The sequence below is a fragment of the Coriobacteriia bacterium genome (genome assembly GCA_018368455.1).
GTDB lineage: Bacteria > Actinomycetota > Coriobacteriia > Coriobacteriales > UMGS124 > JAGZEG01.
This window is the reverse complement of record JAGZEG010000001.1, coordinates 12822-34794: the sequence shown is the minus strand read 5'-3', so window position 1 is coordinate 34794 and position 21973 is coordinate 12822. Positions and strand designations below refer to the sequence as shown.

Sequence of the window (21973 nt, the reverse complement as noted above, 5' to 3'; positions counted from 1 at the left end):
TCCGAGGCGTTCGGAGCGTCCCCTACTCGTCCCAGCTGTCGAGACCGGCGATAGCCTGGGCACAGGCGCGTCCGAAGCTCAGCGCGCCGCCGAGGCTCGTTCCCGACGAGTTGATCGGGATGCGCGTGCGCGGGATGCAGCCCTGGTTGCACCAGTCGCTGATGGCACCCGCCAGGTAGAGGCTGGGGATGACCTGGCCGAACACGTCAGCCGCCTGCAGGCCGTCGCCATCCCAGCGGCGAAGCCCGCCGTAGGTGCAGCACAGCACGCTCGTCGTCTTGAACGCGTAGAACGGGGGCGTGTCAAGGGCGGGCGGCGTGGCGCCCGTGCCCGCCGTGTGGGCGCGCCCAAAGGCGCTGTCGACGCCGGACGAGGACACATCGGCGTTGTACTGCTCCATCGTGGCAACGAACGCATCGGCCGGGACGCCCATCTGATCGGCGAGCTCTTCAAGGGTGTCCGCCTGCAGGAGCAGGCCCGTCGCGGCGACCTTTGCCTGCGAGTAGTAGCTGCTCTCGTTGTCGGCGCACGCCTGGGCGATGTCGTCGTCCCACACCTGGAAGCACACGGCGTCAGGCTGCTCGTCGAGCTCGCTCCACACGTTCGTGTAGCCCTGCGACTCGTCCACGAAGCGGTTGCCGTCGAGGTTCACGAGCACGGCGCCCTGGTGGTACATGGCGCAGGCGTCGTGTGCGTTCCCGTCAGGATTCTGCACGGTCAGCATGCTGAGGTAGGACATGTGGCGCGTGTCGGCACCGACCTCCTGACCCATCAGCACGCCCGACCCGTCGATGCCCGGCGCGTCGTAGGCGCTCTCGATGTAGTGCTCGGCGCCCTCGCCAAAGATGTGCTGGTTGAGCATGTCGGCGTTACGTGTGTAGCCGCCGTTGCACAGGATGACAGCCTTCTTGGCCTTGTACGTGAGCGTCTGCCCGCCCCGCGTCGCCTGCACGCCAACGATGCGGCGCGTGGCCGGATCCTGGATGAGGTGGTCGGCGTGCGTCTCGAAGTCGATCTGGGCGCCCTTGTCACGGGCCGCGCCCTCGAGCGCTTCGAACATCGCGACCATGTTCGTGTGGTGCTCGCGCGGCACGGAGTGGGCGTTGCTCTGGACGAGCCCCGCCTCGTTGAACTCGACGCCCATGCCCGTCAGCCAGTCGTAGAGCATCGTGGCGTTGAAGTCGCACAGCATGCGCACGTACTGGGGAACGTAGTCGTGGGCAAACCAGGCGCACAGGTCGTCATACATCTGGTCGGCAGAATCCTCGATGCCCATCTGCTGCTGCAGCGGAGAGCCAGGTATGGCCATGCCGCCGTTGCTGCGGATGGAGTTGCCGCCGCAGATGCCCTGAGACTCGAGGATAATGCACGAAAGGCCCTGGTCGCCCGCCTCGATGCCTGCCGCCAGGCCCGCGGCGCCGCCGCCGACGGCGATGATGTCGGCCTCGGCGTCCCACGTCTCCGGGACGAGCAGAGACGCCGGGGCAGCCTGCGCCCCGTCGGCCGCGGAAGAGGCCGCCTCGCTGGCCAAGGCAGCCGTGGCGCCCGACGCAAGCGCGCCCATGCCAGCCGCCGCCATGCCTCCGACGACGAAGTTTCGACGCGTGAGTTCCATGAGAGTGCCCCCGTTTCCCGTTGATCGCACTCGAGCGAGGCGCTTCGCGCCGCACCCCGCCACCCGGAGGCCCGCATGGGCACCGGGGTGGCAGAATGCGATCAAATGTATATTGAGTTACATCAAGGGATCCGATGACATAGCAATCATAGGTCGACGGCCGAACGAAGTGAAATGCCTAGTTGCTATGCCTTTCCATACACGTAGGGTATGCCCCGCGCCGCGAGAACAGGCGGGCCCCGATGAGGACGAGCAGTGCCACGGCGACGAGCGCGACGTAGCCCCACACCACCTGCACGAGACCCGCACCGGCGAACAGGCGCCCCACGACGAGGTTGGGCACGGCCGCGCCCGCATAGGACACAAGGTAGATCGCGGAGAGCGTGCCGGCGCGCTCGGCGGCGTCCGCACGGTCGACGATGGGGCCCATGCTCGCCGTGTAAGCGAGGCCCCACGCCGCCCCGGCGCACGCCGTCGCGACGAGGAAGGCGCCGACGAGCCCGGCGGCCAGCGTTGCTGCGATGCCGACGCAGCAGGCAAGAAACGCGGCCATGCCGACGAGCTGGGCCGTCTGGGCGCCCATGCGGCCTGACAGCATCCCGCCGAGCACATTAGGCGCCTGCAGGCAGGCAAAGACGGCCGCCGCGACGAGCATGCTGTCGCTGCCGAGGCACGATGCGGCCATGGGTGCGCTAAAGGCCTGGTAGAAGCCGCCGACGGCCCACGTGCCCACGAAGACGGGCACCGCAGCCGGCAACAGACGCATCGCGGAGCGTGGCACGCGGACCCGCGGCACGAGCGAGCGCAGGGCACCGGACGTGCGAGGCGCGCTCTCAGCCCCGACAAGCAGGAGGACGGCACACGCCGCGAGGAGAGCGAGCGCGCCGACGAAGAACGCCGACGTCGAGCCCGTGAGCTGCGCACACGCACCCGAACCGAACGACCCCGCGGCCAGGCCGACCATGGGGGCGCTGCCGGTCACGACGGGCGCGAGCCGGCCCGGCGCCGAGTCGACGACGTAGGCGCCCAGCGCGCTCGAGGCCAGGCCGCACGAGAGCCCCTGAACAAAGCGAGCCGCCATGAACGCCAAGCCGAGCCACGGCCCCGCGAACAGCACGCAGCCCAGTGCCGTCAGCGCCAGCGCCGCCAGGCCAGCAGGACGCCGCCCCACGTGGTCGGAGAGGCGCGCCAGCACGAGCAGCGAGACGAGCGTGCCCACGAAGTAGGCGACGGACGACAGCGAGAGGTCGGCGTTCGTCAGGCCCAGCTCGCGCTGGTACGTTGCGTAGAGCGGGACGGGCGCCGACGAAACGAGGTAGGCAACCGCAAACGAGAGCGTCGCGCCGACGAACGCGATCGCGCGCCGGACAGGCGCGGCACCGCCACGAGCCCGAGACACGCTCACGGAGCCGCCCGCACGGCCGGGCCCCGCGGCACCGGACACGCGCGCAGCCGCCGGCTCCGCGAGGCCCGCGGCCACTAGCGAGCCTCCCCTGCCCCGGCGATGGCCTGGACGCAGGCGCGGGCGAAGCTCATGGCGCCGCTCAGGCTCGTGCCCGACGCGTTGATAGGGCGACGCGTGCCGGGCATGATGCCCATGTTGCAGTAGTCGCTGATGGCGCCGGCGAGGTACAGCCCCGGGATGACCTGGCCGAACACGTCAACCGCCTGCAGGCCGTCACCCTCCCAGCGCTTGAGGCCGCCATACGTCGTGCACAGGACGTTCGTCGTCTTGAACGCGTAGAACGGCGGGGTGTCAAGCGCGGGCGGCACGGCGCCGTCGCCAACGGTGTGGGCGCGGCCGAACGCGTCGTCGACGCCGGTTTCGCTCACGGAGGCATTATAGGCCTCCATCGTGGCCGCGAACGCGTCGGCGGGCACGCCCATCTGCGCGGCGAGGTCCTCGAACGTGTCGGCCTGCAGGAGCAGCCCCGTCGCGGCAACCTTGGCCTGCGAGTAGTAGCTGCTCTCGTTGTCGGCGCACGCCTGGGCGATGTCGTCGTCCCACACCTGGAAGCACACGGACTCGGGCTGGGCGTCGAGCTCGACCCACACGTTCGTGTAGCCCTGGCCCTCGTTGACGAAGCGTTGGCCCTCGAGGTTCACCATGACGGCGCCCTGGTGGATCATGGCGCAGGCGTCGTGGGCGATGCCGTCGGGGTTCTGCACGCTCAGCATGGCGTGGTAGGACAGGTGGCGCGTGTCGGCGCCCAGCTCCATGGCCATGAGCATGCCCGAGCCGTCGATGCCCGGCGCGTCGTAAGCGCTCTCGACGTAGCGCTCGGCGCCCTCGCCGAACACGTGCTGGTTCAAGAAGGCGGCGTTGCGCCCGTAACCGCCGTTGCACAGGATGACGGCGCGGTTTGCGTGGTAGTAGATCGTCTGGCCGTCGCGCGTTGCCTGGACGCCGATGACCTGACGCGTCTCGGGGTCCTGAATGAGGTGGTCGGCGTGCGTCTCGAAGTCGATCTGGGCGCCCTTGGCGCGCGCGTTCTCCTCGAGAAGGCTAATGAGGTTGTAGGGGTTGACGTGGTGCTCGCGGGGACGCGAGTGGCCGTTGGACTGCACGAGGCCCGACTGTTCGTAGACGAGGCCCATGCCCGTCAGCCAGTCGTAGAGCATCGTCGAGTCAAGGTCGCACAGCATGCGCACGTACTGCTCGTCGTAGTCGTGGGCAAACCAGGCGCACATGTCCTCGTACATCTGGTCAGCCGAGTCCTCGATGCCCATCTCGGCCTGCAGCGGGGAGCCGGGAATCGTCATGCCGCCGTTGCAGCGGATGGAGTTACCGCCGCAGATGCCCTGCGACTCGAGGACGATGCACGACAGCCCTTGGTCCGCCGCCTCGATGCCGGCAGACAGGCCTGCGGCGCCACCGCCGATCGCGATGATGTCGGCCTCGGCGTCCCAGCTCTGAGGGGCGGACGTCGGCGAAGGAGAGGCAGCGGGGGCCTCGTCTGCCAGGACGCGCGAGCCGGAGAGGGCGAGGGCGGACATGCCGGTAGCGGCAGCGAGGCCCCCGGCGACAAACGAACGGCGCGAAAGAGAAGTGGACATTGGCGTTCCTTTCCATATGTGGGTAACGAACGCCGAAGAAGATATTACTTCGATTATCAAAAGTGAAATGCTTATTCATTATATGTACGTATACGAGAAATGCATGACTTAAGGTAGTCAAGGAAGCGTGCACCGGCGCGCGACAGGGGGACGCTGCGGCGCCACGCCAGGGCGCACGTCATCTCAAGCGGCGGCTCGAGCGGACGAAACGTCAGCGCCCCTCCGCCGAGCTGGCGACCGGCCCCCTGCGTCGTCAGGGCGCACACGCCTCCGTCCTCGACGAGCAGGGCCGCGGCGTCGACGACGTTGTACGTGGCCTCTATATCAAGGCTGTCGTAACCCTCCCCCATCCAGCCCGCCAGCTCGCGCTGCAGGGCCGGCCTGTCCGTCACGGCGAGGGGCGTCGAGGCGACATCGGCACGCGTCACGCTCGTCTGAGCGGCAAGAGGGTGGTCGGCTGGCATGAGCAGGCCCCACGGCTCAGGCTGCGGCATGCGCACGTAGTCGTAGCGGTCCATGTCGACGGGTTCGAGCAACAGCGCAAAGTCCAGGTCCCCGGCGTCGAGACGCTCCTTGAGGTGGTCGGCGCTGTTCGTGTGGAGGCGGCAGCGAACCTGGGGCCAGCGCTCGTGAAACGCTCGAACGGCCTTGACGATGTGACGCGCCGAGAGCAGCACGCCCGTGCCGACGGCTATCTCGCCGACAAGCGTCTCCCGACCCCCGACCTCGGCGTCGATGTGTGCCATGAGAGCGACGGCTTCTTCGGCGCGGCGCACGAGCGCCTCCCCGGCCTCCGTGAGCGTCAGCTGGCGTCCTCGCTCGAAGAGCTGCGCGCCAAGCTCGGCCTCGAGCTGGGACATCTGCCGGCTGAGCGTTGGCTGCGTCACATGCAGGGCCTCGGCCGCCCGCGTGATGTTGCGCTCGCGCACGACAGCGAGGAAGTATTGCAGCGTCCTGAACTCCATGGTCTTTCGGTCCTTCCTGACACGGCGCACCCGACATGCGCACCTCTCCAGCCTGACGTTAGGCGCACGGGCGTCGCGGCGCTCCCCACGAAGCGGGTGAAGAGCGAAAGGGACGCGTCGCATAAACCAAACGTGCACGCCCCGCGCACCAAACAAGGCGTTCACCTAACGTCGGCCGAGCCGTACCGTGGTCAGGACTTCACGCGACAGTACGACACGAGACACCGGGAGGGCGGTTCCCATGGCAGAGATGGAGCAGACGGCAGGGGCGAGGCGTGGCATGGCAGCGCATACCGAACCCAGGGTGCGATCGGCCGAGCGCCCGGCGCAGCTCGCCGTGCTGGCTGCCTCGGCGACGTTCTTCCTCGTGAGTCTCGACACGCTCATCGTCAACGTCGCCCTGCCCACGATCGCCGCCGAGCTCGGCGGCACGCTCTCCGACCAGCAGTGGGTCATCGACGGCTACACGCTCGCGTTCGCCGCGCTGCTGCTCGCCTCGGGCAGCCTGGCCGACCGGCTCGGAGCGAAGCGCCTGTTCGTGGCCGGCACGGCCCTGTTCGCGCTCGCGTCGCTCGCCTGTGCCCTCGCCCCGACGATGGGCGCGCTCGTCGCGGGCCGCGTGCTGCTCGGCGTCGCCGCAGCCGCCGTGCTGCCCGCGTCCATGACGATCATCCGCGAGGCCTACCCCGACGAGGCCCGGCGCGCCCGCGCCCTGGGCGTCTGGATGGCCGGTGGAGCCGTCGCCGCAGCGGCGGGACCTCTTCTGGGCGGGCTGCTCACGCCCATCCACTGGAGCCTCATCTTCTCGGTGAACGTGCCCGTCTGCGTCCTCGTCCTTGCGGCGTGCACGCAGGTCGCCCCCTCGCCGCAGCGCTCCGCAACGTTTGACGCGCCGGGGCAGCTGCTGGCGACGCTCGGCCTGACCGCACTCGTCGGCGGCGTCATCGAGGCGGGCGAGCAGGGCATTTCCTCCCCGCTCGTGCTCGGGCTGCTCATCGGCGGCGCCCTTTGTCTCGTCGCGTTCGTGGCGTCGCAGGCCCGCGTCGCCCACCCGATGATGCCACTCGCCCTATTCGGGTCGAAGGGCATGCGCGTCGCGCTCTTCACGGGCTTCGCGTTCATCCTGAGCTGGTTCGGCACCGTCTTTCTGTGCAGCACCTACCTGCAGCAGGGGCTCGGCCTCTCGCCGATGGCGGCTGGCCTGGCGTTCGTCCCGAGCGCGGCGGGCTCGTTCGTCGGCAACATCGCGAGCGGCCGCATCGCCGCGCGCCACGGGTCGGGCCTGCCCATGGCCGCGGGCCTCGGGTGCGAGGCGCTCGGCCTGCTGCTGCTCGCCGCGCTCGCCCCGACGCTGTCCGCCGCCTCGGTCGCGCTGCTCGTGGCCGTCGTGGGTCTCGGCGGGTCACTGGCAATGCCGGCGACGTCGAGCCTCGTGCTCGCAAGCGCCGACGCAAGGCTCTCGGGGGTAGCAAGTGCACTGTTCAACACGTTTCGGCAGGTGGGCGCCAGCATAGGCATCGCGCTGTTCGGCCTGTTCGTCACGGCGGCGCCGACGCTGGGCAGCGCGCTGCGCCTGAGCTTCGCGGTGGCGGCGGCCCTCGTCGTGGCTGCGGCCGTCATGGCGGCGAGGCTCGGCAGGAACCCGAAGAGATAGGCCAGGCCCACGCTGGCGTGCGCGGCCCGACGGCTCTACCCCCGCCCGTCCGGCGTGTAGCCCTCGGAGAACTCCCCTACGTGCTCGCGCAACCACGCCACAAGGCGCGCGACAGCCGGGCTCGGCTCGAGCGGGTAGAGCAGGCCGTAAGGTATCGTCGCGTCCCATGCGATCGGCACGCGCACGAGGCCGGGGTGGGCCGTCGGCCACAGGCCGTTCGTGATGAGGATGCCCCCCGCATCGGCGCACGCGTTGAACGTCGAGAGCTCAAAGTCGGCCGCGTCCTCTACCTCGATGCCGCCGTGCTCCTCGATGAGATCGCGCGCCCGGTCGATGGGGGCGTTCCCGCGGCGCAGCATCGTGACGCGCTGTCCCGCGAGGTCATCGAGGCTCAGCTCCGCGCGACTCGCCAGCGGGTTCGTGCGCGCGACGGCCGCAAGGATGGGGGCTTCGCCCAGGGGCACGACGTTGTATGCGCCCCCGGATCGGCTTGCCCCGTGGTCGGAGGCATACGTGCTCGCCACGACGTCGACCTGCGTGCCCAGCGCGCCAATGACCGCGCGATACTCCGACCACACGTCGCTGATGGGCACGAGCTCGAGGCGCAGCCCCGGCAGGGCGTCGTGTATCTGCTGCCAGCGCGTCAGCACAAAGCGGCCCGGGCGCAGCACGGAGACGCCGAGACGCACGAGGCCCTCGTCGGCGCCTGCGGCCATGCGCACGCGGCGCAGCGCGTCGTCGGACAGACGCATCATCGAGCGCGCGTCGTCCAGCAGGCTCTGGCCGGCGGGCGTGAGCGCCGCTCCCTGGCTCGAGCGCGTGAACAGGGGCGTGCCGCACGTCGCCTCGAGGGCCCGGACCTGCTTGAGCAGGGCCGTCGGCGACAGGGTCAGGAGCTGCGCGGCCTTGGTGAAGCTGCCTGCCTGGGCGGCGGCAACGAAGGCGTCGAGCCGGTAGTCATAGAGCATGAGCGTCGCTCCCCTCACGTAATCAAACTGACACGGCATTGACTCGAGGTGTTCTCAAAAGACGCTACACGCAGCAATTATACCGTACATATGAACCACGGGTTTATGCAATCTCATCTACTAGGATATTCCGCCACGCGGTGCGAGCCGGTATCTTCGATGCTGGCGACGGAAAGCGCCATACGGCCGGGCAAGGCTCGCCCTCCCCGGTAGACCCACCCACACGCACCCGAAAAGGAGGTACCCATGACCAGCACGCATCGAAACGCGCACGCGCTGAGCCGCAGGTCATTCATCGCGCTCGGCACTGCCGCCCTCGCAGTGGGCTCGCCACTGTGCACCGCCTCCCTGCCGCGCATCGCCGAGGCAACCGAGCCCGGCATCGAGCTCGTCGACATACCCGCAGGCACGTTCTCCATGGGCAGCCCCGACAGCGAGCGCCAGCGCCAGGCAGACGAGACGCAGCACGACGTCACGCTGTCGGCGTTTCGCCTCGCGCCCTACGAGGTCATGCAGGCCGAATACGCCCGCGTCATGGGGACGAACCCCAGCGCAAACGTCGGCGACAACCTGCCCGTCGAGCAGGTGAGCTGGTACGACGCCATCGAGTTCTGCAACCGGATCAGCGACGAGCAGGGGCTGACGCGCTGCTACGAGGTCGGCGAGGACGGCTCGGTGAGCTGGGACCGCTCAGCCGACGGCTACCGCCTGCCCACGGAGGCCGAGTGGGAGTACGCGGCCCGCGCCGGGTCGACGGGCATCTTCCCCGCCGGCGAACAGATCACGAGCGACGTGGCCAACTTCGAGGGCAGCTATCCCTACCTCATCGAGGAGAACTACGTCATGCGCCGCGACCCCGCCGTCGTGACGAGCGCCAACCGCGGCCAGACGATCGGCGTGGCGGAGCTACCGCCCAACGCCTGGGGCCTGTACAACATGTGCGGCAACGTCTCGGAGTGGTGCTTCGACCTCTATGCGCCCTACGGCCCCGAGGCGGCAAGCGATCCGGCGGGCCCCACGCAGGGGTCGCTGCGCACAAACCGTGGTGGCGGGTACGACGACTTCGCCAAGCAGCTGCGCAGCGCGTACCGGTCGGCGTGCAACCCCTCGTGGGTCGATCGCAACATGGGCTTTCGCGTGGCCCGCAACGCGAATGCCTCGGACGCGCCCAGCGACGTCGTCGCCACCGAGGGCCCGCTGAGCATAGCCGTGCCCGCCGAGCCGCGCATCCTGATCGCGTACTTCTCGCACTCGGGCAACACGGCGCGGGCCGCGCAGATGATCGCTGACAAGACGGGCGCCCCGCTGTTTGAGATCGCGATGGCCCAGCCCTACCAGGGCAACATCTACGAGGACTCGCAGGCGGACATGAACAACAACGTGCACCCGCCGCTCGCCGCCCACGTCGACGACATCGCGAGCTACGACGTCGTGTTGCTGGGCTACCCCACCTGGTGGTCGACGATCCCCATGCCGGTGGCGACGTTCCTCGACGAGCACGACCTGACGGGCAAGCTCATCGCGACGTTCTCATCCAACGGGGGCACGCGCTTCGGCGACAGCCTCTCTGACGTCGCCAAGGCCGCGCAGGGCAGCGTCGTCACGCACGGGTTCGAGTTCACGTACTCGGGCGGCGGCTCGCTGTCGGGCGACATCGACGCCTGGCTTGCCCGCATCGGCCTAGGAACGGCGGCTCAGTAATGGCAGGCACGCAGGCGGCCCGGCGCGCGACTGCCGTCGTCAAGGGCTGCGTCGACGTCACGATGCTCGTCGTGCTGCTCTACCTCATGGGCTATCGCGCAGGCTCGGGGCTGCTCCCCCACGCCGCGTACGGCGTGGGCCTGCTCGCCCTGTTCGTCGCCCACCTGGCCCTCAACGCGCGCTGGTTTGCGTCGCTGCGCCGCGGTCGCTACGGCATCGCCCGCACGTTGAACACGGCCGTCGACCTCGGGCTGGCCGCGTGCCTCGTCGCCCTCTCCCTGAGCTCCGTCCTCATGGCGGGCTACGTGCTGCCCGGCTGGCCGCTCGCCATGCCCTGGTACGCCCGCACGATCCACATGGCGGCGAGCGCCTGGTGCGTGCTGCTCATGGCCTTCCATGTGGGGCTGCACGCCCACGTCATGCTGCGGCGGTTGTGGGCGCGCCTGCCCGGGGCCGGCCCCGCCCGGACGTTGTGGCTCGCTGCGGCGCTCGCCCTGTGTGGCCTGGGCGCCTGGTGCCTCGTGAGCGGGGGCCTGCTCGAAAACCTCGTGACGTTCGACGGCGCCGCGTCGTTTGGCTTCGGCTCCGTCGGAAGCGACGCCTCGAACCACGCAAAGACGCTCGGCGCCGTCGCCGGCACGTGCGCGGCCGCCCACCTCGCGCAACTCGGGCTGCAACGCCTGCGCGGGTCGCGAGTGGCGCGGCAGGCATCGTAAGCCCCCTCCCTGAAAGCCCTTCCCCTCAAAACGAAAGGACGCCCATGGCTTCCCACGACGAGCCCAAGAGCCCCCGAAGGGCCCCGCTGGCTGCCGATAGCGGCGAGGCGGCACGCTCCGGCGGCATGTCTCGGCGCGCGTTTCTCGGCCTAGGCTCGGCATGTGCCGCGGGAATGGCTGCGCTTGGCTGCTACCAGGGCCTGCGCGCCCTGAACGGGGACTCTCCCGATCCCGCGCTGCGCGTCGCCGACGCGACGGAGGCCCCCGCCGGCTCGACCCCGGACGCGCCCCGCGTGCTCGTCGCCTACTTCTCGCAGGCCGACGCCGTAAGCGAAGGCATGGACGCCGTGACGCACGCGACGCCGTTCGAGAACAACACGCAGACCGCAGCGCTCGCCATCGCCCAGGAGCTTGACGCGGGCGTGTTCCAGATCCAGACGCAGCAGGCCTACCCCGTCATCCACACGGAGGCGTCCGCCCTTGCCGAGGTCGAGCAGGCCGACGACGTCCGCCCCGCCCTCGCCTCGGACCAGAGCGTCGCGCAGGGCTATGACGTGCTGTTCCTCGGCTTTCCCATCTGGTGGTACTCCGAGCCCATGGCCATCCGCTCCTTTCTCGACGAGGTGGACACGGCCGGCACGGTCATCGCGCCGTTCTGCACGAGCCTCGCCGTCAGCGTCGAAGAGGCCGCCCAGCACATCGCCGAGCTCTGCCCCGACGCGACCGTGCTGCCGGGGCTGCGCATGAGGACGGCGGACGCCGCCATCCCCGAGCAGGCGCGTGCCTGGGCAGCGGAGTCCCTGGAGCTGGCGCGACAGGCCCTCGCCTCGGGAGGGGCCGCGTCGTCGGGCCGCGACGGGGCACGAGCGTCGTCGAGCGAATCCGAGAGCCAGGGCATCGTCATGCGCATCACGGTAGACGGCCGCAGCGTCGACGCCGTCATGGAGGACAACGCCACGACGCGCGACCTCATGGCACGCCTGCCGCTCGAGCTCCCTATGCTCGACCTGTACAACAACGAGATGTGCTACCGCTTCGAGGACGAGCTGCCAGTCGACGACGTGCGCTCGCAGGGCTACGAGGTCGGCGACATCCTGTACTGGCCGCCGCGCCACAGCTTCGTCATCCGCTACGCGCAGAACGGCGAGGTGTTCGATTTCCAGCGACTCGGCCACGTGGACGCGGCGACAGCGGCCGAGCTGTTCGGCCACGGCGACGCGACCGTGACGCTCGAGGCCCTGTAGAAGGGCGGCTTTCGCGACGGGGCGTCCCGAAACGCGAAATGCACCGCACCCAAGGCACCCGCTCCGGTGACACCGCCGCAGCGCCCGCTTCCAAAAACGGCCCACCCCGCCCGCATCTCACATGGTGCGTAAGCGGGGCGGGCCTCGTATTATGGAAGGCGAAAAAGCCGGGCCGCACGGGCACGCCCGGTAGAGGAAAGGGGACGCCGTGGAGGCATCGGACGCGGGCGGGCGCATGCGGGAACTGTTCGGGTCGGTAGCGCATATTTGCCTGCTCTGCCTGGCACTACCGCAGATATGGCTGTGGGTCATGCTGCGCGCCATGGACGGCGCCGCCACGCTGGGCGATCCCAACCTCGTGTTCTACCTCGCCGAGGGCGCGGCGCTCGCCGCGCTGGCGCTCGTACTCTGGCGCAGGCCGTCCCCGGGCGGGGCCCCTCGCGCGCCCGAAAGCCCCTCGGGTGAGGCATCGCGTCCCAACGCGCGCATATCCCGCGTCCTGGCAGGCGCAGTCGCCGTCCTCATGGCACTCTCCCCCGCCCTCGTCGTCGCCGGCCAGCTCTTCGGCATGCCCGCGCTCTCGCTCGCGTTCGAGATCGTCGGCGCCGCGTGCCTCGTCGCAAGCTACGCGGCATACTTCGCGCTGTGCTCCCTGCTCCCGCTGCGCGACGCGGTCAGCTACCTGCTGCTCTCGTTCGCCGTCGTCCCGCTCGTGCGTCTGCCGCTCGACATGCTGCCCATAGAGGTGGCCTCCGTATGCGCCGCCGTCCTGCCGGTGCTCTACGCGCTGGCGCTGGGCGTGGCCCGCAGGCTCGCGGCGTCGGATACCCCCACGGAGCTCGCGGGCGCGGCGCAGACGTCGCCCTCGGCCCCCGGGGCACTCGGGACCGGAGAGGGCAGGCTCGGCCTCGGCCTGCTGCTCGTCGAGCTCGCGGCATTCGGCGTCGCGATGGGCATGTTCCGCGGCGAGGCGGGCGGCGTGTACAACGCGCTGTGGTTCGTGCCGCTTAACTTCGCGCTCAAGACCGCCGTTCCCCTGCTGGCGCTCGTCGCCGTCTCGCGGCTGTGGCAGCGCGTCAGCGTCGCCAGCCTGTGCCAGGCGGCGCTCGGGCTGCTCACGCTGCTCATGGTCGTCTCCGTCAACCTCGAAGGCATCGCTGCGGTGCCGTTCGTCGTGTTCGACCTCGCGCGCTACGTCATGGTCGTGCTCATCTTCCTCGCGCTTGCGGCGCTGGCCCGACGCTCGCAGCGCCACCCCGTCGTGATCTTCTCGCTAGGCATGGGCACGTACACGCTAGCACTCGGCGCCGGGCTCGCCCTCAGGACGTTGCTGGGTGGCGTCGAGGTGAGCCCCAGCGTGCTTGTGCTCGACGTCGTGTGCGTACTCGTGCTGTGCACGGTGCTCGCCTCGGGCGCCGGCCAGGCCGACGACGTGCGCCTGTTCGCCGACGGCAGCCCCGAGCTCGTGCCGTCGCAAGCGCCCGACGAGATAGACGCGCGCTGCGAGGCCGCGGGGCGCGCGTACGCCCTGAGCGAGCGCGAGCTGGACACAATGAAGCTCATCTGCCGCGGGCGCTCGAAGCGCTACATCGCCGAGCAGATGGCGCTGTCAGAGAACACGGTGCGCGGCTACGCGAAGACGCTCTACGCCAAGCTCGACATCCACAGCCGCCAGGAGCTCATGACGCTTGTGGGCATCGAGTAGGGGCAGCGCGCATCTCGCAGCTAGAACGCGAGAGGCTACACCCACCACTGCGGCGTGAGGTCGCGCAGCGTGGCGACTGTGCCGGCCTCCCGGTCCATGAGGACCTCGACGTCGCCGGAGCAGCCCGGCATCATCTGCGCCATGAACTCGCGGCAGGCGCCGCAGGGGGCGAGCGCCTCGCCCTGCGACCCGAGCGCGACGACGCGGTGGATGGTGCTCTCCCCGTTCGTGATGGCGCTGAACAGGGCCACCCGCTCGGCACAGGCGCCCAGCGAGCACGCCGTGTCGACGCAGACACCGGTATAGATGCGCCCCGAGCCCATCTCGACAGCCGCAGCGACACACCCGGCGCTCATCTGCTCCGAAATCTCCCGGTCGCCCTGCACCGCCAGCGCAGCGGCGCACATCTCGTCCCATATCGCGTCCACGGCGAACACCTCCAGCGTCCCAATAACGAAGGGGGCACCCCGGCCGCATAGCGCAACCGGGGTGCCCCTAACCTCAGTCCGTCTCGTAGCTACTGCGGACCCTATGATAGACGAGAGCCTACGCGTCCCAGTCCTCGAGCTTGGCCATCTCCTGGACGCACTTGCGGCCGAAGGAGAGCGCGCCGCCGAAGCTGCAGCCGCTCGCGTTGATCGGGCGGCGCGTGCCGGGCACGATGCCCATGTTGCAGAAGTCAGAGATGTTGCCAGCGAGGTACAGGCCCTCGATGACGTCGCCGAAGACGTCCTCTGCCTGCAGCATGTCGCCGCTCCAGCGCTTGAGGCCGCCGTACGTCGAGCTCACGATGCTCGTCGTCTTGAAGCCGTAGAACGGGGCCGTCTCGATCTTCACGGGCGCGGCACCGGTGCCGGAGATGTGCTCGCGGTTGAAGAGCGTGTCCTTGCCCTCGGCGTCGATGTCGGCGTTGTACTTCTCGACGGACGCGAGGAACGCCTCCTTGGCCTCGGCGTCAAAGCCCATGAGGTCGGCCAGCTCGTCGAGCGTGTCGGCCTCGAGCAGGTAGCCGCTCTCGCGGATCTTGGCCATGGAGTAGTAGCCGCTTTCGTTCTCCTCGCACGGCGCGGCGATGGCGTCGTCCCACACCTGGAAGCACATGTTCTCGGGCTGCTGGAGCAGCTCGCTCCACACGTTCGTGTAGCCCTGAGCCTCGTTGACAAAGCGCTGGCCCTGCAGGTTCACGAGGATGGCGCCCTGGTGGTACATAGCGCACTCGGCCGCGTGGCCGCCGTCGGGGTTCAGCACGGTCAGCATGCCGCAGTACGACAGGTGGCGGGGCTGCGCGCCAATGGCCATGGCCATGATGAGACCCTGGCCCATCTGGCCGACGGAGCCGTTGAAGTCCGTCATCTCGCGGGCCGCCGGGCCGAAGTTCCACTCGGCGAGCATCTCAGTGTTGCGGCCGTAGCCGCCCGAGCACAGCAGCAGGGCCTTCTTCGCCTTGTAGTACAGCTCGTTGCCGTCGGCGTCCACGGCCTTGATGCCCAGGACGCGGCCGGTCTCGGGGTTGCGGATGATGCGGGTGGCCGTCGTCTCGAAGTGAATCTCGACACCATCGGCCTGGGCCTTCTCGTCGAGCACGCGGATGACCTCGTACGGGCCGACGTGGTGCTCGCGGGGACGGCTGTGGCCGTTGGACTGGAGCAGGCCGCTCTTGTCGAACTCGATGCCCAGGCCCGTCAGCCAGTCGTAGAGGTCGCCGCCGTTGAGGTCGCACAGCATGCGGACGTAGCCCTCGTCGTAGTCCGTGCCAAACCACGCGCACAGGTCCTCGAACATCTGGTCGGGCGAGTCCTCGATGCCGAGCTCGGCCTGCAGCGGCGAGCCGGGCAGGGCCATACCGCCGTTGCACAGGGCGGAGTTGCCGCCCACGATGCCCGTGGACTCGACGATGATGTAGCTCAGGCCCAGGGCGCGCGCCTCGACGCCGCCCGCCAGGCCGGCGCCGCCCGCGCCGATGGCGACGATGTCGGCCTCGTAGTCCCAGTTCTCGGGGATGACGGTCGAGGCAGCGTCCGCGAACGCCTTGCTGCTCATGACGGAGGCGCTGACGCCGGCGGCGGCGAGGGCAGCGGTCGCGGCGAACGTGCGGCGGGACATGGTGGAGGTGGACTGCATGGTCGTGTTCCTTTCTCAGTGTATATGCGAGCGGTCGTTGGCACGAGGCGTCGATGTGCCCCTGCCGCGCTGCGAGCAGAAGATATGAGCGAGCGGGACGTGTGTGCACGGGCACGTCCCTTCAGTCGCTCAGCCGCTCGCTGCGACTGACTCGAACTCTAGGCCGGGCGGGCGCCGCCGCGCTCCCCACGGAGCGGGTGTCACTGCGTCGCGCGGCTCCACACCTTTCGGGTGTACGCCTCTGAACTGGGGTTTTAAGCACGTCTCGTCTAAAATGGACCACAGCCGCCAGAGGGGTGCCCCCTGCTGGGACGCGCCGCCCGCGCATCCCTCGCCCGCGATTTTGGCCGGATGTGTCATCAAGGGCGTCTCCGGGGGTATGCACGTCTATGATGGGAGAGGAACGTCACGCCGACACAGAGGCGCGCGGCCCTGGGCCCCACGACCAAAACCCGAAAGGGAGCACCCATGCTCTACGGAGTCATCGACATCGGCTCGAACACCATCCGTCTCACCATCTACGACGTAGACGAGGAGAAGCGCACATTCTCGACGTTCTTCAAGCTCAAGAACATGGCCGGCCTCGTCAGCTACATCGACAAGAAGACGGGCCTCATGTCGCAGGCCGGCGAGCGCTGCCTCATGGAGGTCATCCAGGAGTATCTCGCCTGTACGTCACGCTTCAAGGACCTCAACGGCCCCTACGCGTTCGCGACGGCGGGCGTGCGCAACGCCAAGAACGCGCGTGACGTCATCGCGCGCGTCGAGAAGGCGTGCGACCTGCACATCGACCTCATCTCGGGGCGCGAGGAGGCGGAGCTTGGCTACGTCGGCGCCATGTACAAGAGCCGCCTCACGACCGGCGTGCAGATCGACGTCGGCGGCGGCTCCGTCGAGGTCAGCACGTTCCAGAAGGGCCGCATCCTCCAGGCAGCCAGCTTCCCGCACGGCTCGCTCTCGCTGTTCAACGCCTGCGTGCACGACCTGCTGCCCACGCCCGCCGAGGCCGACCGCGTCCGCGAGCTCATCCGCACGGACCTCGCCGGCGTCAAGGAGTTCCGCGGCTTCTCGTGCGACACGGCCTCGGGCGTCGGCGGCAGCGTGCGCGGCGCGCGCCGGCTGCGCAACGTCTGGCTGCCCGGGCACGCCGGCGAGTCGGGCGTCACGGCTGACGAAATCAAGACGATACTCGAACGCGTCGCTTACGACCCTCACCAGGCGGCCCGCGATATCCTGCGGGTCGTGCCCGAGCGTGCCCACACGTGCATACCGGGCCTGCTCGTCGTCCAGACGGTCATGGAGTCGTTCGGCGCCACGACGCTCGAGGTCAACGACTTCGGCGTACGCGAGGGCTATCTGCTGAGGCACGTGTTCGGCGTGGAGGCAAAGGGGACGGCGCGGGGCTAGCACGCGGCGCGCAGCGCCCAGGGGGATCTACGATAGACGAGGAGCTTCACCATGGCAGGACAGGCTGAGGGTAAGACCGGCATGGCGACATCGGGACAGGCGTCGCACGTCTCCGACGGGTTTGACTTCTCTTACACGCAGAACCGCGAGCTTTCGTGGCTGCAATTCGACAACCGCGTGCTCGACGAGGGCCGCGACGACAGCGTGCCTCTGCTCGAGCGCCTCAAGATGACGGCCATCTTCGAGTCCAACCTCGACGAGTTCTTCATGATCCGCGTCGGCAGCCTCTCGGAGCTCGCCGCGCTCAAGAAGCAGCCCATCGACAACAAGTCGAACCAGACGCCCTCTGAGCAGCTCGCCTCCATCTACAAGTCGCTGCCGCCGCTCATCGAGAAGCATGGCCGCACCGTCGCGGACATCGAGGCCCGGCTCGCCCAGAAGGGCCTGACGCGCGTCATCTGGCAGGAGTACAACGACGCCGACATGACCGTCGTGGAGAACTACTTCGACGACGTCGTGCTGCCCATCGTCTCGCCGCAGGTCATCGACCCGCGTCACCCCTTCCCCAACCTGCGCGGCGGCACGCTCTACGCCGTGTTCAACCTCGCGAGCACCGAGGAGGCGGGTCTGCTCGGCCTCATCGAGGTCCCGCCGACGCTGCCGCGCTACCTCGTGCTGACACCCCCGGGCGCCCACGCCGTGCGCTACACGCTGCTCGAGGACGTCATCCTCGCCTGCGCTCCCGAGCTGTTCGGCGAGTTCCACACGTCGGAGCGCGCCGTCATCCGCGTGACGCGCAACGCCGACATCGACCCTGACGAGGGCTCGTTCGACGTCGAGGACGACTATCGCGACCACGTGAAGAAGATCCTCAAGCGCCGCCTGCGCCTCAACCCCGTGCGCCTCGAGGTTCAGGGCAGCTTCGACAAGGGCCTCGTCAAGAGCATGCGCAAGTCCCTCGAGCTGACGGACCGCCAGGTGTTCTCCGTGACGACGCCGCTGGGCATGGGTGCGTTCGCATTCTCGCTCGAGGGCCTCGTGAGCCGCACGATAGCAGAGGACCTGTGCTACCCGCCGTTCTCGCCGCAGCCCTCCGCCCGCGTCGAGCCCGACGTACCCATGTATCGCCAGATCCGCGACCACGACATCATGCTGTTCTACCCCTACGAGTCCATGGAGCCGTTCCTGCGCCTGCTGCACGAGTCGGCCCACGACCCGGAGGTCATGCAGATCAAGATCACGCTCTACCGCGTCGCCCGCAAGTCGCGCCTGTGCGAGTCGCTCATCGCGGCCGCCGAGAACGGCATCGACGTCACGGTGCTCATGGAGCTGCGCGCCCGCTTTGACGAGGAGAACAACATCGAGTGGGCCGAGCGCCTCGAGGACGCCGGCTGCACGGTGCTCTACGGCGCCGAGGGCTTCAAGGTGCACTCGAAGATCTGCCAGATCACGCGGCGCAGCGGCGGCGAAGTAGTGCGCATCACGCAGCTGGGCACCGGCAACTACAACGAGAAGACGGCGGGGCTGTACTCAGACTACTCGCTTATGACGGCCGACCCGCGCATCGGCGAGGACGCCAACAAGTTCTTCCGCAACATGCAGATCGGCAACCTGCAGGGCGAGTACCGCACGCTCGGCGTGGCGCCCGTCGGCCTCAAGCCGCTCATCATGCGCGGCCTCAACCGCGAGATCGCCAAGGCACGCGCCGGCGAGCGCGCCTACGTGTTCTTCAAGATGAACTCCCTGACCGACCGCGAGGTCATCGACAAGATCTCCGAGGCGAGCTGCGCGGGCGTCGAGGTGAACATGATCATCCGCGGCATCAGCTGCCTGCTGCCCGGCGTCCCCGGCAAGACGGAGAACGTGCACGTGCGCGCCATCGTCGGCCGTATGCTCGAGCACGCCCGCGTCTACATCTTCGGCGAAGAGCACGACACGATCTACCTGTCGAGCGCCGACATGATGACGCGCAACACAGAGCACCGCGTCGAGATCGCCTACCCCCTGCTCGACCCCATCATCCGCGACCAGGTGCAGGAGGACATGCGCGTCCAGTGGGCCGACACGGTGAAGGCCCGCGAGCTCACGCCGTCGGGCGACTTCCGGCGCATCAGCGAGGCCGCCGGCGCCGTCCCCATGAACGCACAGGAGTACTTCATGCGCCGCGCCATCGACGAGACGGCCGCCAAGGAGCGCACGCTCGCCGAGCGCGCGCACGCTGCCAGCTACCGTCCCATCCCCGACGGGTCGGACGCCAACGCCGTGCGCATGTCGGAGAGCGCCGCGTGCGAGCAGGAGCCGGCTGCCACGCAGACCACAACGGTTAACCAAAACATGAGTGTTGAGCCTGTTACACCATCTACCAGCTCAGATGGTGAGACTGTGCCTGCTTCCACGTCCACTATCGCCAGCGGGCAAAGCACGGTCGAAACGCGCGAGACCACGGTGCGCATTACTGAGTCTCAGTCTGAGGTCAAGGCTCAGGTAAGCGCCGCGGCATCCTCGAGCACGCCTCAGCCCGCCAAGGTACCTGCCTCTGTCGAGGAAGTCGTCGCGACGACGATCATCGAGGATGAGCGCGCCGAGCAAGCGGCCCTGCGCGACGAGAAGCCCTCGCTCGAGCTCATGATTCGCCAGAAGGGCCGCGCCTCCACGGGCTGGGCACTGATCAAGGCCGGTTTTCGGGTACTATTCGGAGGTAACGTCAAGTAGAGCGTCGGGGCGGCGTCGCGCGGCCCCGATAGGGTGAGGCGGGGTTGCGCGCATGAAGCTCACGATAGAAAGCATGGCCTACGGATTCGACGCCGTCAGCCACGACGAGGCAGGCAAAGCCGTGTTCGTGGAGGGCGGCGTCCCTGGTGACGTCGTCGAGGCGCGTCTCACCTCCGACGGGTCTTCGTTCTCGAAGGCCGTCGTCGAGCGGGTGCTCGAGCCCTCCCCCGACCGCGTGGCCCCCGCCTGCCCCTACGCGTCCGTGTGCGGCGGCTGCCCGTGGGCGGCGCTGTCCTACCCGGCGCAGGCCCGCGCCAAGCGCAAGAACGTCGTGGACGCGCTTGCCCGCATCGGGCGCATGGGCACGGAGGCGGCCGACGCCCTCGTCGCACCGATCGTCTCGCCGAGCGACCCGTGGGGCTATCGCAACAAGATCGAGCTCGCCATCGCCCAGGGCCCGCGCGGCCTTTCGCTGGGCATGCACGCCCGCGCCGACGGGGCACCGCTCGTGGCCGTCGACCGCTGTCTGCTGCTGCCCAAAGCCCACCAGAAGCTCCCTCGCTCCGTCGCCGGCGCTCTACGTTACATGGGGAGCTCCCGTGAGCTCGGCATGGAGCGCGTCGGCATCCGTGTCTCGGAGCGCACCCGCCAGGTCGAGGTCGCACTGTGGACCGACCCAGCCGCCTTCCCGCGCAACGAGGTCGCCAAGGTCCTCGATGACGCTGCCAAACCGACGTCTGTCGTGCGCGTCCTCGTCAAGGAGGGCGGCGCTGCGCGCAAGGTATCGCGGGTCGAGCGCCTCTCGGGCCGAGGTGTGTGGCAGGAGCGCATCGCCGACGCGACGATGTCGCTGAGCGCCCCCTCGTTCTTCCAGGTGAACACCGCCGGTGCCGAGAAGCTCGTCGACCTCGTGCTCGCGGGGCTCGAGCCGGCCGAGGGCGAGATCGCCGTCGACCTGTACTGCGGCGCCGGCACGTTCACACTGCCCCTCGCTCGCAGCTGCGACGCCGTCGTCGGCATCGAGAGCTACGGCCCCGCCGTGCGCGACCTTGCCCGAAACGTACGCGACCACAAGCTCGACGACGTCGTGGAGACCATCGGAGACGACGCCGCACGACAGCTCGACGTGCTCGAGGAGGCAGACGTCGTCGTAGTCGACCCCCCGCGCGCCGGCCTGGCCCCCGACGTCGTGCAGGCTCTGGCCGACTCCCCTGCGCGCGCCGTCGCCTACGTGTCGTGCGACCCCGCCACGCTCGCCCGCGACCTGGCGCTGTTCGCCGCTGACGGAAGGCTCGTCCCCGCAAGCGTCACGCCCGTCGACCTGTTCCCGCAGACGTTCCACGTCGAGACCGTCACGATCCTGCAACGCGCGTAGAGGCCGTGCCTGCCGGCACCGTCCGCACAGTGGGCGCGCCAGGACTAATTTTGTGGCCCCCTTCCTGCATCAGCCCAGCTCCAATGGGGTATCAGTGAGCGCAGGAGCCAGGAAGGAGATTGCCACATGCCCAATGTAGCCGTACTGCTTGCCGACGGGTTCGAGACATCGGAGGCGCTGACGGTCGTCGACGTGCTGCGCCGCGCCGGCATACGCACACGCACCGTGTCCGTCATGGGCACGCGCCAGGTCATCAGCGCCCAGCAGGTGCAGGTGGCAGCTGACGAGAGCCTCGAGAGCTGCAGCTTCGATGACGTCGACTGTATCGTGCTGCCGGGAGGCCTTCCCGCAGCTCGCCGGCTTGCGTCCGACGCGCGCGTGGCCGACCTGCTCCAGCAGTTCGTCGAACACGGCACCGTCGCCTCGAGCGATGCCGGATCGTCGGTTCTCGACGCGCTTGGCCTGCTCGAGGGGCGCCTCGTGGCCGCCTACACCGGTAGCGACACCTCACGGGGCACGGCGACGTTCAGCGACGCGGGCGTCGTCGCGGACGGCAACCTCATCACGTCGCGCAACATGGCGAACATGCTGGTGTTCGCGCTGGGCATCGTGAGCAAGCTGGCGGGCGAGGCCGCGGCGCGCAAGCTATGGCTCTCCATCGGCTTCTCTCCTGACGAGACCGCGCCCGACGAGGCAGCCGCTCTATAATCTCGCCAGCAACTGCCCGACCCTC

At 68.9% G+C, this 21973-nt stretch carries 16 protein-coding genes; 9 read left to right on the top strand and 7 right to left on the bottom strand.

The features are described from left to right. Positions 1 to 22: 22 nt before the first annotated feature. The 4 genes from KHZ24_00150 to KHZ24_00135 form a co-directional block, all read right to left on the bottom strand. Positions 23 to 1615, bottom strand: a complete 1593-nt coding sequence (locus tag KHZ24_00150) for an FAD-dependent oxidoreductase (protein ID MBS5449615.1) — start codon at positions 1613 to 1615, stop codon at positions 23 to 25. A 178-nt stretch (positions 1616 to 1793) separates the two neighbouring features. Beyond that, on the bottom strand, positions 1794 to 3020 hold the full coding sequence (locus KHZ24_00145) for an MFS transporter (protein ID MBS5449614.1): 1227 nt from the start codon (positions 3018 to 3020) through the stop codon (positions 1794 to 1796). A 74-nt stretch (positions 3021 to 3094) separates the two neighbouring features. Further along, on the bottom strand, positions 3095 to 4672 hold the full coding sequence (locus KHZ24_00140) for an FAD-dependent oxidoreductase (GenBank protein MBS5449613.1): 1578 nt from the start codon (positions 4670 to 4672) through the stop codon (positions 3095 to 3097). 71 nt (positions 4673 to 4743) lie between these two features. After that, positions 4744 to 5637, bottom strand: a complete 894-nt coding sequence (locus tag KHZ24_00135) for a LysR family transcriptional regulator (protein ID MBS5449612.1) — start codon at positions 5635 to 5637, stop codon at positions 4744 to 4746. 280 nt (positions 5638 to 5917) lie between these two features. Here KHZ24_00135 and KHZ24_00130 point away from each other — a divergent pair, with 280 nt between their 5' ends. Further along, entirely contained in the window at positions 5918 to 7291 is a 1374-nt protein-coding gene (locus KHZ24_00130) for a DHA2 family efflux MFS transporter permease subunit (GenBank protein MBS5449611.1), read from the top strand. A 35-nt stretch (positions 7292 to 7326) separates the two neighbouring features. Here KHZ24_00130 and KHZ24_00125 read toward each other — a convergent pair whose 3' ends face one another. Continuing rightward, positions 7327 to 8259, bottom strand: a complete 933-nt coding sequence (locus KHZ24_00125; protein MBS5449610.1) for a LysR family transcriptional regulator — start codon at positions 8257 to 8259, stop codon at positions 7327 to 7329. Between the two features lie 246 nt (positions 8260 to 8505). Here KHZ24_00125 and KHZ24_00120 point away from each other — a divergent pair, with 246 nt between their 5' ends. The 4 genes from KHZ24_00120 (at position 8506) to KHZ24_00105 (ending at position 13625) form a co-directional block, all read left to right on the top strand. After that, positions 8506 to 9960, top strand: coding sequence for an SUMF1/EgtB/PvdO family nonheme iron enzyme (locus tag KHZ24_00120; GenBank protein MBS5449609.1), 1455 nt, complete (start codon positions 8506 to 8508; stop codon positions 9958 to 9960). Next, the gene (locus KHZ24_00115; protein ID MBS5449608.1) at positions 9960 to 10676 is read left to right on the top strand and encodes a DUF4405 domain-containing protein; all 717 of its coding nucleotides are present in this window, start codon (positions 9960 to 9962) and stop codon (positions 10674 to 10676) included. The genes KHZ24_00120 and KHZ24_00115 overlap by 1 nt, the downstream gene beginning before the upstream one ends. A 44-nt stretch (positions 10677 to 10720) precedes the next feature. Beyond that, positions 10721 to 11920 carry an NAD(P)H-dependent oxidoreductase gene (locus tag KHZ24_00110; GenBank protein ID MBS5449607.1) on the top strand — a complete coding sequence of 400 codons (1200 nt, stop codon included), beginning with the start codon at positions 10721 to 10723 and terminating at the stop codon, positions 11918 to 11920. A gap of 208 nt (positions 11921 to 12128) precedes the next feature. Beyond that, positions 12129 to 13625, top strand: coding sequence for a helix-turn-helix transcriptional regulator (locus KHZ24_00105; GenBank protein MBS5449606.1), 1497 nt, complete (start codon positions 12129 to 12131; stop codon positions 13623 to 13625). A 35-nt stretch (positions 13626 to 13660) separates the two neighbouring features. On the opposite strand, the gene KHZ24_00100 is transcribed toward KHZ24_00105, so the two are convergent. Together KHZ24_00100 and KHZ24_00095 are read right to left on the bottom strand one after the other, a co-directional pair. Beyond that, positions 13661 to 14032 (bottom strand): cytidine deaminase, encoded by a 372-nt coding sequence (locus tag KHZ24_00100; GenBank protein ID MBS5449605.1) that lies wholly within the window; start codon positions 14030 to 14032, stop codon positions 13661 to 13663. A gap of 139 nt (positions 14033 to 14171) precedes the next feature. Next, positions 14172 to 15746 (bottom strand): FAD-binding protein, encoded by a 1575-nt coding sequence (locus KHZ24_00095; GenBank protein ID MBS5449604.1) that lies wholly within the window; start codon positions 15744 to 15746, stop codon positions 14172 to 14174. Positions 15747 to 16214: 468 nt separating this feature from the next. Between KHZ24_00095 and KHZ24_00090 the strand changes: the two genes are divergently transcribed. From KHZ24_00090 to KHZ24_00075, 4 genes are all read left to right on the top strand, one after another. Then, positions 16215 to 17153, top strand: a complete 939-nt coding sequence (locus KHZ24_00090) for a hypothetical protein (protein ID MBS5449603.1) — start codon at positions 16215 to 16217, stop codon at positions 17151 to 17153. A gap of 81 nt (positions 17154 to 17234) precedes the next feature. Next, on the top strand, positions 17235 to 19865 hold the full coding sequence (ppk1, locus tag KHZ24_00085) for a polyphosphate kinase 1 (protein MBS5449602.1): 2631 nt from the start codon (positions 17235 to 17237) through the stop codon (positions 19863 to 19865). 52 nt (positions 19866 to 19917) lie between these two features. Then, the gene (rlmD, locus tag KHZ24_00080; GenBank protein MBS5449601.1) at positions 19918 to 21240 is read left to right on the top strand and encodes a 23S rRNA (uracil(1939)-C(5))-methyltransferase RlmD; all 1323 of its coding nucleotides are present in this window, start codon (positions 19918 to 19920) and stop codon (positions 21238 to 21240) included. 126 nt (positions 21241 to 21366) lie between these two features. Continuing rightward, positions 21367 to 21948, top strand: a complete 582-nt coding sequence (locus tag KHZ24_00075; protein ID MBS5449600.1) for a DJ-1/PfpI family protein — start codon at positions 21367 to 21369, stop codon at positions 21946 to 21948. The last annotated feature ends 25 nt before the right edge of the window (positions 21949 to 21973 follow it).

Excerpts from the sequence above, each read along its gene's own strand:
- KHZ24_00150 (MBS5449615.1), bottom strand. The coding sequence starts at position 1,615 with ATGGAACTCACGCGTCGAAACTTCGTCGTCGGAGGCATGGCGGCGGCT.
- KHZ24_00140 (MBS5449613.1), bottom strand. The coding sequence starts at position 4,672 with ATGTCCACTTCTCTTTCGCGCCGTTCGTTTGTCGCCGGGGGCCTCGCT.
- KHZ24_00135 (MBS5449612.1), bottom strand. The coding sequence starts at position 5,637 with ATGGAGTTCAGGACGCTGCAATACTTCCTCGCTGTCGTGCGCGAGCGC.
- KHZ24_00130 (MBS5449611.1), top strand. The coding sequence starts at position 5,918 with ATGGCAGCGCATACCGAACCCAGGGTGCGATCGGCCGAGCGCCCGGCG.
- KHZ24_00125 (MBS5449610.1), bottom strand. The coding sequence starts at position 8,259 with ATGCTCTATGACTACCGGCTCGACGCCTTCGTTGCCGCCGCCCAGGCA.
- KHZ24_00120 (MBS5449609.1), top strand. The coding sequence starts at position 8,506 with ATGACCAGCACGCATCGAAACGCGCACGCGCTGAGCCGCAGGTCATTC.
- KHZ24_00115 (MBS5449608.1), top strand. The coding sequence starts at position 9,960 with ATGGCAGGCACGCAGGCGGCCCGGCGCGCGACTGCCGTCGTCAAGGGC.
- KHZ24_00110 (MBS5449607.1), top strand. The coding sequence starts at position 10,721 with ATGGCTTCCCACGACGAGCCCAAGAGCCCCCGAAGGGCCCCGCTGGCT.
- KHZ24_00100 (MBS5449605.1), bottom strand. The coding sequence starts at position 14,032 with ATGTGCGCCGCTGCGCTGGCGGTGCAGGGCGACCGGGAGATTTCGGAG.
- KHZ24_00095 (MBS5449604.1), bottom strand. The coding sequence starts at position 15,746 with ATGCAGTCCACCTCCACCATGTCCCGCCGCACGTTCGCCGCGACCGCT.
- KHZ24_00090 (MBS5449603.1), top strand. The coding sequence starts at position 16,215 with ATGCTCTACGGAGTCATCGACATCGGCTCGAACACCATCCGTCTCACC.
- ppk1 (MBS5449602.1), top strand. The coding sequence starts at position 17,235 with ATGGCGACATCGGGACAGGCGTCGCACGTCTCCGACGGGTTTGACTTC.
- rlmD (MBS5449601.1), top strand. The coding sequence starts at position 19,918 with ATGAAGCTCACGATAGAAAGCATGGCCTACGGATTCGACGCCGTCAGC.
- KHZ24_00075 (MBS5449600.1), top strand. The coding sequence starts at position 21,367 with ATGCCCAATGTAGCCGTACTGCTTGCCGACGGGTTCGAGACATCGGAG.